This window comes from Brevundimonas sp. UBA5936 (assembly GCA_002430835.1).
Classification (GTDB): Bacteria; Pseudomonadota; Alphaproteobacteria; order Caulobacterales; family Caulobacteraceae; genus Brevundimonas.
The window spans coordinates 1-11,961 of sequence record DJDA01000034.1; the positions used below are offsets into that span (position 1 = coordinate 1).

13 protein-coding genes are annotated in these 11,961 nt (G+C 69.0%); 10 read left to right on the forward strand and 3 right to left on the reverse strand.

From position 1 onward, the window contains the following. Positions 1–497: hypothetical protein (locus tag B2Y21_RS03290; RefSeq protein WP_292056926.1), on the forward strand; the 497-nt coding region annotated here is incomplete at its 5' end. Positions 498–553: 56 nt separating this feature from the next. Here B2Y21_RS03290 and B2Y21_RS03295 read toward each other — a convergent pair. The 3 genes from B2Y21_RS03295 to B2Y21_RS03305 all read right to left on the reverse strand — a co-directional run bounded on the left by B2Y21_RS03295 (position 554) and on the right by B2Y21_RS03305 (position 4,703). Further along, positions 554–1,207, reverse strand: coding sequence for a hypothetical protein (locus B2Y21_RS03295; protein WP_292056928.1), 654 nt, complete (start codon positions 1,205–1,207; stop codon positions 554–556). 114 nt (positions 1,208–1,321) lie between these two features. Continuing rightward, on the reverse strand, positions 1,322–2,791 hold the full coding sequence (locus B2Y21_RS03300) for a sigma-54-dependent transcriptional regulator (protein ID WP_292056930.1): 1,470 nt from the start codon (positions 2,789–2,791) through the stop codon (positions 1,322–1,324). Positions 2,792–2,906: 115 nt separating this feature from the next. Further along, a complete protein-coding gene (locus B2Y21_RS03305; RefSeq protein ID WP_292056933.1) occupies positions 2,907–4,703 on the reverse strand; it encodes a DUF4153 domain-containing protein in 1,797 nt (598 codons plus the stop codon). Positions 4,704–4,825: 122 nt separating this feature from the next. Between B2Y21_RS03305 and B2Y21_RS03310 the strand changes: the two genes are divergently transcribed. From B2Y21_RS03310 to B2Y21_RS03350, 9 genes are all read left to right on the forward strand, one after another. Next, positions 4,826–6,613 (forward strand): M3 family oligoendopeptidase, encoded by a 1,788-nt coding sequence (locus B2Y21_RS03310; protein WP_292056935.1) that lies wholly within the window; start codon positions 4,826–4,828, stop codon positions 6,611–6,613. Between the two features lie 211 nt (positions 6,614–6,824). Next, positions 6,825–8,174, forward strand: coding sequence for a serine hydrolase domain-containing protein (locus B2Y21_RS03315; protein ID WP_292056938.1), 1,350 nt, complete (start codon positions 6,825–6,827; stop codon positions 8,172–8,174). A gap of 86 nt (positions 8,175–8,260) precedes the next feature. Then, on the forward strand, positions 8,261–8,506 hold the full coding sequence (locus B2Y21_RS03320) for an aa3-type cytochrome c oxidase subunit IV (RefSeq protein ID WP_292056940.1): 246 nt from the start codon (positions 8,261–8,263) through the stop codon (positions 8,504–8,506). 204 nt (positions 8,507–8,710) lie between these two features. Continuing rightward, positions 8,711–9,844 (forward strand): Re/Si-specific NAD(P)(+) transhydrogenase subunit alpha, encoded by a 1,134-nt coding sequence (locus B2Y21_RS03325; protein WP_292056942.1) that lies wholly within the window; start codon positions 8,711–8,713, stop codon positions 9,842–9,844. After that, positions 9,844–10,161: an NAD(P) transhydrogenase subunit alpha gene (locus B2Y21_RS03330; protein WP_003165738.1), complete on the forward strand. Its 318-nt coding sequence runs from the start codon at positions 9,844–9,846 to the stop codon at positions 10,159–10,161. The genes B2Y21_RS03325 and B2Y21_RS03330 overlap by 1 nt, the downstream gene beginning before the upstream one ends. Next, positions 10,161–10,469 (forward strand): hypothetical protein, encoded by a 309-nt coding sequence (locus tag B2Y21_RS03335; protein ID WP_292056945.1) that lies wholly within the window; start codon positions 10,161–10,163, stop codon positions 10,467–10,469. Before B2Y21_RS03330 ends, B2Y21_RS03335 begins: the two co-directional genes overlap by 1 nt. Next, positions 10,466–10,747: a hypothetical protein gene (locus B2Y21_RS03340; protein ID WP_046653284.1), complete on the forward strand. Its 282-nt coding sequence runs from the start codon at positions 10,466–10,468 to the stop codon at positions 10,745–10,747. Before B2Y21_RS03335 ends, B2Y21_RS03340 begins: the two co-directional genes overlap by 4 nt. A 20-nt stretch (positions 10,748–10,767) precedes the next feature. Further along, entirely contained in the window at positions 10,768–11,139 is a 372-nt protein-coding gene (locus B2Y21_RS03345; protein WP_292056951.1) for a hypothetical protein, read from the forward strand. Between the two features lie 30 nt (positions 11,140–11,169). Next, on the forward strand, positions 11,170–11,961 hold a 792-nt coding region (locus tag B2Y21_RS03350), incomplete at its 3' end, for an NAD(P)(+) transhydrogenase (Re/Si-specific) subunit beta (RefSeq protein ID WP_292056948.1).

Here is an 11,961-nt window from a genome sequence, read left to right on the forward strand (position 1 = left end):
GGGATCGTCCGGGCGCGGCGCCCGAGGCGGCTTCGGAAGCGACGCCGGATCTCAGCGGCGGCCCTGCGGCGGCGCCCCAGGCGGTCAGCCCGGCGCCGGACGCCGCTCGGACGCTGCCCGCCGTTGATGAAGCGGCGGCGCGCGCCTTCGTCCGCGAGGAAGGCTCGACGCTGGAGGTGCTGACGTTCGAGCGGGTCGGCTCGGTGACGAAGGAGGGGGCGGTGAAGGGCTATGCGGCGCCGGTGTACGCCGTGCCCGTGGCGTCGGGCCAGACGCTGAAGGTCGCCTTCAAGCCGTCGAACGCCAACCTGTATTTCAACATCAGCGACGCGGCCGACCAGGGCGGCGCCGCTGTGTTCCGGGGCGAGGTCGACGGTCAGACGGCCGAACTGAAAGCGTCCAAGGACACGACTTACGTCATCACCCCGTTCCAGCCTCGCGCCACGGCGCGGCGGGGATCGGAGGGCGGCTACAGCCTGACGGTCAGCCGGAACTGAGCCAGGGCATGAAGACGAAGGGCGGCGGAGGCCAACTCCGCCGCCCTTTTCGCTGGCTAGGGCAGGGCGTTCAGGCGCATGGCCGACAGATAGGGCTGATAGGCCGCGCGAGCGGCCGCCGCGCCGGACAGATGGTCCTGTTCGATGTGGATGGTCAGGCCGTAGCGGTCCTTCAATACGCTGATCAGAGAATCGACGTCGCCGCCTGAATCCATGGACTCGATGCCGATGACGGCGACTTCGCCGGTCGGGCCGTCCATGACGACGGACAGGTAGTTCTCGCCGCCGATCGAGGCGAGGGCTGTCGGGGAGGACAGGGCCAGCTCGCGTCCGCCCTTGGTTATCTCGACGGCGGCGACGGCGCTCTTGTAGGCGGTCTCTTGAGCGCCGGCGATGAGGCCGGACAGGGGACCGCTTTCCTCGGGAACCGGCGCCTTGGAATCGATCAGCAGGATTTCGGTGCTGGTCCCCGGCTCGCCATAGGTCATGGAGACGGAGAAGGCCTGGCAGTCGATCTCGGTCAGCGGCTTGCCGGCGATGGTCTGGGCTGTCGGCATGGCGGCCAGCAGGGGATGGTTCTCGCACTCGGGCGGCAGGGCGACCTTGGACGCGGCGGCTTCGGCCTGGGGCGGGGCCTCAGGGTTGGAGCAGGCGGCGGTCAGGGCGGCGACGGACGCCAGGGTCAAGGCGACGGCGAGGTGGCGAAACAAGAGGGGCGGCTCCCTTTCGTGAACAGAACGCAGGGAAGGTGTGGCCCGTAGAGTTCGCCTTTGAAACCCCGAACGGAAACGACGGCCCTGTTTCGGGCGGCGTCCGGGCCTTCTTCAGCCGGCTTCCTTGAGCTGTTCCTCCAGCCCCTGTTCGCGAACCTTGCGGTAGAGGGTGGAGCGGCCGATGCCCAGGCGGCGCGCGATTTCCGACATATGGCCGGAATAGACTTCGATCGCGTGCTGGATCAGGTCGCGTTCGATCTGCTCCAGGGTGCGGACGTGGCCGCGGTCATCGGTGATGCGGACGGGGCTGTCGTGCTGGCCGTCGTCATCGGTCGCGGCGGAGGCGGAAGCCGAGGCGGGGGCGTCCGGGCCGCTCGGCGCGGCGGCCACGGCGTCCAGCGGCACGGCGACGCCCGAGATGGCCGGGAAGTCGTGCGGCTGCAACAGGGGCGAGTCGGCCAGGACCAGGGCGCGATAGACCGCGTTCTCCAACTGGCGGACGTTGCCGGGCCAGTCGTGGCCCTGCAGCAGGGCCAGGGTCTCGGGCGAGCAGCCGATGACGCGCTTGCCTTCCTCAAGGTTGAAGCGGGCGATGAAGTGCTCGACCAGGGCCGGGATGTCTTCGCGCCGTTCGCGCAGGGCCGGGGCCTCGATCGGGAAGACGTTCAGGCGATAGAAGAGGTCTTCGCGGAAGGCGCCTTCCTTGACCTGCTGGGCCGGGTCGCGATTGGTGGCCGAGACGATGCGGACGTCGACCTTGACCGGGCGCTTGCCGCCGACCGGATCGACCTCGCACTCCTGAAGGGCGCGCAGCAGCTTGACCTGCATGTCCAGCGGCAGTTCGCCGATCTCGTCCAGGAACAGGGTGCCGCCGTTCGCCTCGACGAACTTGCCGGCGTGTTTTTCGTGCGCGCCGGTGAAGGCGCCCTTCTCGTGGCCGAACAGGATGGATTCGACCAGATTGGCGGGCAGGGCGCCGCAGTTCACCGCGATGAAGGGCTTGCCCGCCCGGTCCGAGGCGCCGTGCAGGGCGCGGGCGATGACTTCCTTGCCGACGCCGCTTTCGCCGGTGATCAGCACGGGGATGGAGGACTTGGCCGCGCGCTGGCCCAGGGCCTTGACCATGCGCATGGGTTCGCTGTCGCCGACCATGTCGTCGAAGGAGGAGCGGCCCGAAGCGCGCTTCTTCAGGCGGCCGATCTCGGCGGTCAACTGGGTCATCTGCAGGGCGTTGCGGACGCCGACTAGCAGGCGGTCGGGGCCGACAGGCTTGACGAAGAAGTCCTGGGCGCCGGCCTGCATGGCCTTGACCACCGTCTCGATGCCGCCGTTGGCCGTCAGCACGATGACCGGCGTGGCCACGCCCGCCGTGCGCATCTCGGCCAGGGCCTCCATGCCCGACAGGCCCGGCATGACGAGATCCAGAAGCACCACGTCGGCGCCGCCGCCCTTGGTCAGACGGTCGATGGCCTCGCCCCCGCTTTCGGCGTGGACGACCGCATAGCCTTCACGGTCGAGCACCGCCTGAATCAGGCGGCGCTGCGTGGGATCATCGTCGACGACCAGAACGGTCTTGGCCATTGGAGCACACCCTTCAACATCACCATCGAACGGCCGTCCTCATTGGTTCGGGACTGGCTCGTTTCGACACAACCCTAGAACGGAGGGAATGAAGATCGGGTTTCGGAGACCTGAGTCAGGGGTTAACGGCGACGGGTGTTGGACAGACGGCTTCCGGTTGCAGCCGCCCGGTCACGGCGCCCATGTTCAAGTCCGGCCAGGGCGAAGCGACGGCCTTGAGATCGGGATGCTTGAGCGCCTCGCGCAGGTCGCGGCCGGCGGGGCCGGGGCAATGCGGAACGTGATAGTCGCCCTGATGAATCCAGCGGCCCTCGGCGTCCTGTGCGAACAGGGCGATGTTGTAGGCGGTCGCCAGCAGGATCTCATCGCGGCCGTCGCCGTTCAGGTCGCGCTGTGCGGCGAGGCAGTTGTCGTCGCGGCCGCAGGCGAAGCGCGGGTCGCCGGTCGTCGTCGGAGCCAGGAAGGCGGCGGGCAGGGGCTTGTTCGCCGGCCACGGGGCGATGACCGGCTGGCGCGGAGGCGTGCCGACCTCGACCAGATCATAGCGCGAGGTCGAGGTCTGGGCCGCCTTGGCGCGGCGGGCGATCTCGGCGTCGGAAGATTTCGCCAGCTCGGCCAGGGCCGCGCGCCCGGTCTTGCCCGCGCCGAAGCGCAGGAAGGCGTAGTCGAACTGGGCCGCGCTGACGGCGCCGCGCTTGAGCCGGGCCATCTGATCGTTGACGGACAGGCGGGCCGGGTCGGCCAGGGGGCTGAACAGGGCCAGGATGACCAGCACCGTCAGGACGGCGGCCAGGACGTTGGTGCGCTCCAGCGGCTTCATCCAGGCGGTCTTGCGCCACAGGGGCGACAGGGCGGCCCAGCCGTATCCGGCGGCGTAGAGGACGCCGACCAGGGCGCAGGCCGAGGCGATGATGCGGTCGGGCGTCAGGCCGTGCTGGCCGATGCGAAGGCTCAGGCCCCAGACGGCGATCAGGATCAGCGGCGTCAGCAGCACCGAGGCGACCCGCACCGCCAGGCGCAGGGCGGCGGGCGGCAGATTATCCTCGCGCCCGTCCTGATAGGCGGTGTTGATCAGGACGATCAGGGCGGCGGCGGCCGACAGAACAAGAGCCGTGGCGCTGCCCGTCTTCCACAATCCATCAAGCCCGGTGAAGGGCAGGGCGGCCAGAAATCCCGCCACCAGCACGGTGATGACCAGCAGCAGCCACGACAGCAGCATCAGCGCCACCGTCCGCACCCCCCGGATCAGCGCGCCGCGCACATCGGTCAACTGCACCGCCACGGCGAAGACCAGACAGGTGACGGGGATGGAGAACCACTCCTTGCCCAGCAGTTCGCTCAGGAAGTTGAGGCCGATGACGCGGAACAGGGCCGCGCCCAGGAACAGCAGCAGCCAGAAGGCGCCGGTAAAGCCCAGCGACAGCACCAGCTGCACGCCCGCCTTCCACGCGGTGTCGAAGTAGTCGTCGTAGTCGGCGATCCAGCGCCGCCCTTCGACCGCCGGAACGATCAGGTGATGGGCGATGAACAGAGCCGCCGCCGCGAAGGCCACGACCGGAAAACGCAGATAGGGCGGGCGGAAGTAGTCGCTCGCCTGTTGGGCCGCGTCGTGCCAGCCCAGCAGCGCCAGAACCGCCGCCGCCACCGCGCCCCACAGCGCCAGCGTCTTCCATCCCATCCGCCCGACGCCCGCCAGCAGCATGATCGGCGCGAACGTCGCGGCCAGCACCAGGGCGGCGTAAAGCGAAGGCTGGGTCGCGGGCCAGGCCAGGGCCGTGGTGTCCGACGCCGAGCGATACAGCAGATAGAGAACCAGCCCCTGGATCAGGCCGATCCCGATGCGGAAGGCGGAGAGCCCGCGCGCGCCTTCCAGCGAGGCGCGGCCGGTGGGATCGGGGGCGGTATGGGTCATATTTGAACAGTGCTCGATTTTGAGAGCGAAGGGAAGACGCTTTTCATCGTCCTGGCTTGAGGCTGACCTGCTGAAAGAAGGGCGGCTTGCATCGCGTCCTTCGCCTCCCCACAACCAAGGGCATGAACGCGCCCGTCAAACCAACCGAATTCGCCGACGCCCCGCTGTGGGATCTGTCCGACCTCTACGCCTCGCGCGAGGATGCGCGCATCGCCGCCGATCTGGAGCGAGCCAGGAGGCTGGTGGAGCGGATGAACGCCTGGCAGGGGCGGCTGGCCGCGCTGTCGGGCGCCGAACTGGGCCAGGCGCTGGACGAGGCGATCGGGCTTTATGAGCAGGCGGCGGACGTGATGGGGGCCTTGGGCGCCTACGCCTTCCTCGCCGCCTCGACCAACCGCGAGGACGCGGCGGCGCAGGGGTTTGAGGCCGATGTCCGCGAGAAGCTGACCGTCATCGCCACCCCGACCGTCTGGCTGACGCTGGAGATCAATGCGCTGGACGAGGCGGCGGTTGAGGCGGCGCTGACGGCCCATGCGTCCGCCGCGCGCTGGGCGCCGTGGCTGCGCCGGGTGCGGGCGATGAAGCCGCATGAACTGTCGGCTGAGCTGGAGACCTTCATCGCCGAGCGCGGGCCGATTCAGGCCCAGTGGCCGCGTCTGTTCGACGAGACCCTGGCCGTGCTGCGCGCGCCGGTCGGGGATGAAGAACTGACCCTGGCCGAGGGGCTGAACCGCCTCAGCGACGCGGACGGCGCCAAGCGTCAGGCGGCGGGCGAGGGCCTGTCGACGGCCTTTTCCGGCATCGCCCGGACCATGGCGATGGTGCTGAACACCGTCGCCGCCGAAAAGGCACTGGAGGATCGCAAGCGCGGCTTCAAACGCCCCGCCGACAGCCGTCATCTGGGCAATGAGGTCGACGGCGAGAGCGTGGGCGCCATGGCTGAGGCCGTCGCCGAAGCCTATCCGCGTCTGGCGCATCGCTATTATGCGTTGAAGGCCAAGGCGATGGGCAAGGATCGGCTGGCCCACTGGGACCGCAACGCCCCGATCGAGGCGGCGGCGTCGCGCGCCTATGACTGGGCGGGCGGGCGCGAGGTGGTGCTGTCCAGCTTTGCTGACCTGGGCGGGGACTTCGCCGAGCGGGCGGGCTGGTTCTTCGACCGGCCGTGGATCGACGCGCGGGCGCGGGCGGGCAAGCAGTCCGGCGCCTATGCTCACCCGGTGACGGCGGATCGGCACCCTTACGTCTTCCTGAACTGGATGGGCGAGCGGCGCGACGTGCTGACTCTGGCGCATGAGCTGGGGCACGGGGTGCACCAGACGCTGGCGGCGGGGCAGGGGTCGCTGCTGGCCGACACGCCTCTGACCCTGGCCGAGACGGCGTCGATCTTCGCCGAGGGGCTGACCTTCGACCGCCTGCTGGCCGAGGCGACGCCGGACGAACAGCGCGCCCTGCTGGCGGGCCGGATCGAGGACGGGCTGAACACGGTGGTCCGCCAGATCGCCTTCCACCGCTTCGAAACACGCTTCCACGACGAGCGGGCGGCGGGCGAGGTTCCGGTCGAGCGCATCCGCGACATCTGGATGGAGGAGCTGGGCGCCAGCCTCGGCCCGTCGGTCGACCTGACCGGCTATGAAGACTGGTGGGCCTACGTCAGCCATTTCGTCCACGCGCCTTTCTATGTCTACGCCTATGCGTTCGGCGACCTGCTGGTCGCGGCGCTGATGGAGACGCGGGCCAAGGATCCGGCGGCCTTCACGCCCCTGTATCGCGAGCTGCTGTCGGGCGGCGGGGCGCGGACCTATGTCGAGGCGCTGAAGCCGTTCGGCCTGAACCCGCGCGACCCGGCCTTCTGGACCATCGGCACCAAGCGGCTGGAAGGCCTGATCGACCGCTTCGAGGCGCTCTGATTTCCTTCTCCCCTTGCGGGAGAAGGTGGCAGGCGCAGCCTGACGGGTGAGGGGTGTCGGCGCGACGATGAAAGTTTGAGGCGTCGTTCGCTGCATGGCTTGTGTCGCGTTCACACCCCTCATCCGACCGCCTTCGGCGCCCACCTTCTCCCACAAGGGGAGAAGGGAAAGGGCGTTGACAGGCGCGCGTACGGCATTGAAGCGTGGCCGCATGAAAATCGCGTCCCGTGTTCTTGTTCTCGCCGCCGTTCTCGCCCTGCCGACGACGGTTTTCGCCCAGGCCGAGGCTTCGGCCAATCACCGCGCCCTTGCGGCGGGGTATAAGGCGCTGACGGTGTGCAGCGCCGTCCATTCGGCCCGCGCGGCGGGCGCCGAACGGTCGGTCGCCAGCGTCGAGACCAATGAACTGGTCGGCATCTATCCCGAGCTTCAGGCGCTGATCGGCGACATGAAGGCCGAGCTGGCAGGGAACGCCGTCACTGTCGCCTGGGATCAGGCCGCGCCTCCGCGCGTCGCGACCTGGACCGACGGGCGCGGCTGCGTCATCGAGCCGATGGGCTATGCGCCGGGCGCCGCGCCTGAACGGGCCCCGCTGGCGCGTCGGGCCTCGGCGCCCGACATGCCGACCGCGCGGCCCAGGGGGAACGCCCGCGCGCTGGAGGCCGCTGTCGGCCGCGCCTTCGATCAGGGATTCGGCGAGGGAACCAACACCACCGGCGTCGTGGTCATGCAGGGCGGCAAGCGGGTGGCGGAACGCTATGCGCCTGACTTCGGCCCGAACACGCCCCAGCGCACCTGGTCGGTGGCCAAGAGCCTGGCCGGAACCGTCATCGGCGCGGCGGTCCAGCGCGGCGAGCTGGATGTGAAGGCGCCCGCCGCCATCGCCAACTGGCGCACGCCCGGCGATCCGCGCGCGGCCATCACGGTCGACGCCCTGATGCGGATGTCGTCGGGTCTGACCAGCGACACGGCGGGCAATCGCACCGACGGCCTCTATTTCGGCGGCGTAGCGGTGGACGAGCAGGCGCCGGGCTGGCCGCTGCTGGCGCCGGTGGGGACGGTCTATCGCTACGCCAACAACGACACCCTGCTGGCGACCATGGCCGCCGCCCCGACCTTCACCGCCCATCCGCCCGCCGAACTGTTCGATGCGCTGGGCATGACGCACACCTGGGCCGAGACCGACTGGCGCGGCAACTACATCCTGTCGAGCCAGGTCTGGACCACGGCGCGCGATCTGGCCCGCTTCGGCCAGCTGTATCTGCAGGACGGGGTGTGGGAGGGCGAGCGCCTCCTGCCCGAAGGCTGGCGCGACTACGTTACCGCCCCGACCGGGCCGCAGCCGCCGACGGGCGACTTCGGCTATGGGGCGACCTTCTGGCTGCTGAACCGATCCGAGGGCGTGCCCGTCGATGCGTTCGCCGCCTTCGGCAACCGGGGGCAGTATGTGGTGATCGTGCCCAGCCGCCAGGTGGTGATCGTGCGGCGCGGCGAAGACCCGGCGGGCAAGCCCTTCGACGTCGCCGCCTTCGCGCGTTCGGTGCTGGAAAGCCTCGACTGAGGCGCCCTTGACCCTGACGGGCTTGAGCCGCGCGCAGGCCTCGCTATAAGAGCCGTCGAAATCTCGACTCTTTTTTTGGATGCCCCATGGCCGACCAGCACGCTGAAGCGACCGCCCCCCACGTCCACGGGGATATGAACATCTCGGAACAGGCCTGGACCTGGAGCCTGTTCATGGGCCTGACCAAGTGGCTGTCGCTGGCCACGGCCGTGCTGATCCTGTTCCTGACGGTGTGGTTCGCCGTCGGCGCCGGCTTCGTTCCCGCCTTCATCAGCGGTGTGGTGCTGTCGGTGGCGGGCTACTTCATGCTGAAGAGCAAGAAGGCGCACTAAGCGCGGCCTTCCTCTGAACGGACTTCTGCAAGGCCCGTCGGCGCGTCCGGCGGGCCTTTTGCCTGCGCGCATGAAACGTGCGGCGTCGGGCCGTGAGGCGGCGTTGGCGGCAAGAAAATCGCCTCGTCGTGCGGCGACGGCTTTGACGACCCTTCGACCTTCAGCCTAACGTCGGTTCGACCCTGGGGAGTGGGAGGGATTCGCTTGGCCGTCGCCATCGCCGTGACCCGTGAACGCCGTGAAGGCGAGACGCGCTGCGCTGTAACGCCTGAAACGGTCAGGAAGCTGGCCGATCTCGGTGCGACCGTGACGGTCGAGGCGGGAACAGGTCTGGGTTCGTCCATTCCGGATGACGATTACGTCGTGGCGGGGGCCAGCGTGCGGCCCGATTTGTCGGCGGTGCTGGCGGGAGCGGACATCCTGTTGAAGGTGCGCGGCCCGACGGCGTCGGAGATCAGCGCCCTGAAACCCGGCGCGGTGGTGGTCAGCCTGCTGGACGCCTGGCGCGACAAGGCCACAGTCGAGGCGTTGAGGGGCGCTAACGCCACCGCCTTCGCCATGGAGTTCGTGCCGCGCATCACGCGGGCGCAGGTGATGGACGTGCTGTCGTCCCAGGCCAATCTGGCCGGATACCGGGCAGTGATCGAGGCGGCCTATGCCTATGGCAAGGGCTTCCCCATGATGATGACGGCCGCCGGGACGGTGGCCGCCGCCAAGACCTTCGTCATGGGCGCGGGGGTTGCGGGGCTTCAGGCCATCGCCACGGCGCGGCGTCTGGGCGCGGTCGTCACGGCCACCGACGTGCGTCCCGCCGCCAAGGAGCAGGTCGAGAGCCTGGGCGCCAAATTCGTCGCGGTCGAGGATGAAGAGTTCAAGGCGGCCGAGACGGCGGGCGGCTACGCCAAGGCCATGTCGGCCGAATATCAGGCCAAGCAGGCCGACCTGACCGCCGCCCACATCATCAAGCAGGACGTGGTGATCACCACCGCCCTGATCCCCGGCCGCCCGGCGCCGAAGCTGGTGACGGCGGCGCACGTCGCTTCGATGAAGCCAGGCTCGGTCATCATAGACCTGGCGGTCGAGGCGGGCGGCAACGTCGAAGGCTCCAAGCCGAACGAGGTCGTGACCACGGCCAATGGGGTGAAGATCGTCGGCTGGAGCAACATGCCCGGCCGCATCGCCGCGGACGCCAGCGCCCTTTATGCGCGCAACCTGGTCGCCTTCCTGGGGTTGATGATCAAGGACGGCGCCCTGGCGGTCGACCTGGAGGAGGAAATCCTCAAGGCCGCCGTCGTCACCCACGGCGGCGCCGTGGTGCATGAAGGAGTGAGAGGCTGATGGAACACGTCGATCCCACCGTCTTCCGCCTGGCGATCTTCGTCCTGTCGATCTTCGTCGGCTACTATGTCGTCTGGAGCGTGACGCCGGCGCTGCACACGCCGCTGATGGCCGTGACCAACGCCATTTCCAGCGTCATCATCGTCGGCGGCCTGATCGCGGCGGCGGCGATGAGCGCGCAGGCGGGCGGGCCGAACGCTTGGATCGCCAAGGGCGCGGGCGTGGCCGCAGTGACCCTGGCCAGCGTCAACATCTTCGGCGGCTTCATGGTCACGCGCCGGATGCTGGCCATGTACAAGAAGAAGGAGCGCGCCTGATGTACAATCTGATCAATGTCCTGATCCTGGTTCTTCTGGCTGTCGCCGTGTTGGTGGTTCTGGCGGCCGCTACGTTAGGCGGCAGGCTGTCGGCTGAGGCGCGTCGTCGCGTTGAACTGGGCCTGGCGCTGGTCTTCTTTCCGATCGGCGTCGCCCTGTTGATCTGGCGCGCGGCGGGGTTGATGGAGGCCGGAGACAAGGCGGCGGCGCTGGGCGCAGCCGTCTTCACCCTTTTCATCGCCTGGGCCGGCGTCCGTATGATCTGGACCCGGCGCAAGCGCTTGCCTGAAGGTTCGGCCGCCTCGTGACCCTGTCGCCCATCCTGCTGGCCTTCTATGCCTCCTGGGCCGTCACGGGTCTGGGCGTGGCCCTGTGGATCTGGAGCTGGGTGCGGGTGAAAGACCCCATCGGGCGCCTGCGGTTCCAGGACTGCGGGGTCGTGCTGGTTTTCGCCGCCGTCCTGACGCGCATCATCATCCAGGATCGCCAGATGACGGTCTTCGACTGGGCGATGATCCTGCTGGGGCCTCTGTTCATCGCGGCGGCGCTGTGGCGTCTGTCGCGCACTCAATCCGTCAAACGTTAAACCTCGAAGAGTATCGCGTGATGAAAGCTTCCCTGATCTCCGTCCTGGCCCTGTCGGCCGCCGCTGTCGCCGGCGCGGCCTCGGCGCAATCGGCGCGTGAAGTGGGCAATGACCCTTACACCGGCCTGCACTGGTCGGTGGCCGCGCCGCAGGGCGCCAGTTGGACGCTGGAGTGCGGCTTCGCCCCGGTGACGATCAAGGGCGTCCACATGAACCGCATCAACCACACCGGATCGGGCCGGATGGCCGGACGCCTGCCGGGCGACAACGGCAGCTGCCGCGTGACCAAGACGGGCGGCCAGGGGCCGGTCGGCGTAGCCGTGGTCAAGAACGGCCAGGCGACCGCCGCCGGCACCAACGGCGCCGCGCCCGCCGTCGTCAACGTCTTCTGATGATCTAGGCATGAAACAAGGGGGGAGGGGATGAACGCATCGATCGCGGCGCTGGCCTATCTGGCGGCGGGGGTTCTGTTCATCCTCTCGCTTCGAGGGCTATCCAGCCCTGTGACCAGCCGACGGGGCAATACGCTGGGCATGGTCGGCATGGCGCTTGCCGTCGGCGTCACCCTGCTGACGCTGGGGACCAGCGGGGCGCTGGATCCCTTGACCCTGGCCCTGATCGCGGGCGGGGTCGTGGTCGGCGGCGGCGCGGGCGCGGTCATCGCCAACCGCGTGCCGATGACGGCCATGCCGCAACTGGTCGCGGCGTTTCACTCCCTGGTCGGCCTGGCGGCCTGCCTGGTGGCGGTGGGGGCGGTCTATGCGCCCGACGCCTTCGGCATCGTCACGGCGACGGGCGGGATCAAGACCCTGTCGATCGTCGAACTGAGCCTGGGCGTGGCCATCGGGGCCATCACCTTCACCGGATCGGTCATCGCCTTCGCCAAGCTGGACGGACGGATGAGCGGGGCGCCGATCATCCTGCCGGCGCGGCACCTCATCAACATCGCTCTGGCGCTGGCCCTGGTCTTCCTGATCGGCATCCTGATCGGCACGGGCGGGACGTCGATCTGGGCCTGCTGGTGCGTGTTCGCCATCGCCCTGATCCTGGGCGCGACCCTGATCATCCCCATCGGCGGGGCGGACATGCCGGTGGTGGTGTCCATGCTGAACTCCTATTCCGGCTGGGCGGCGGCGGCGCTGGGCGTCACGCTGGAGAACATCGCCCTGATCATCCCCAGCGCCCTGGTCGGGTCGTCGGGCGGGATCCTCAGG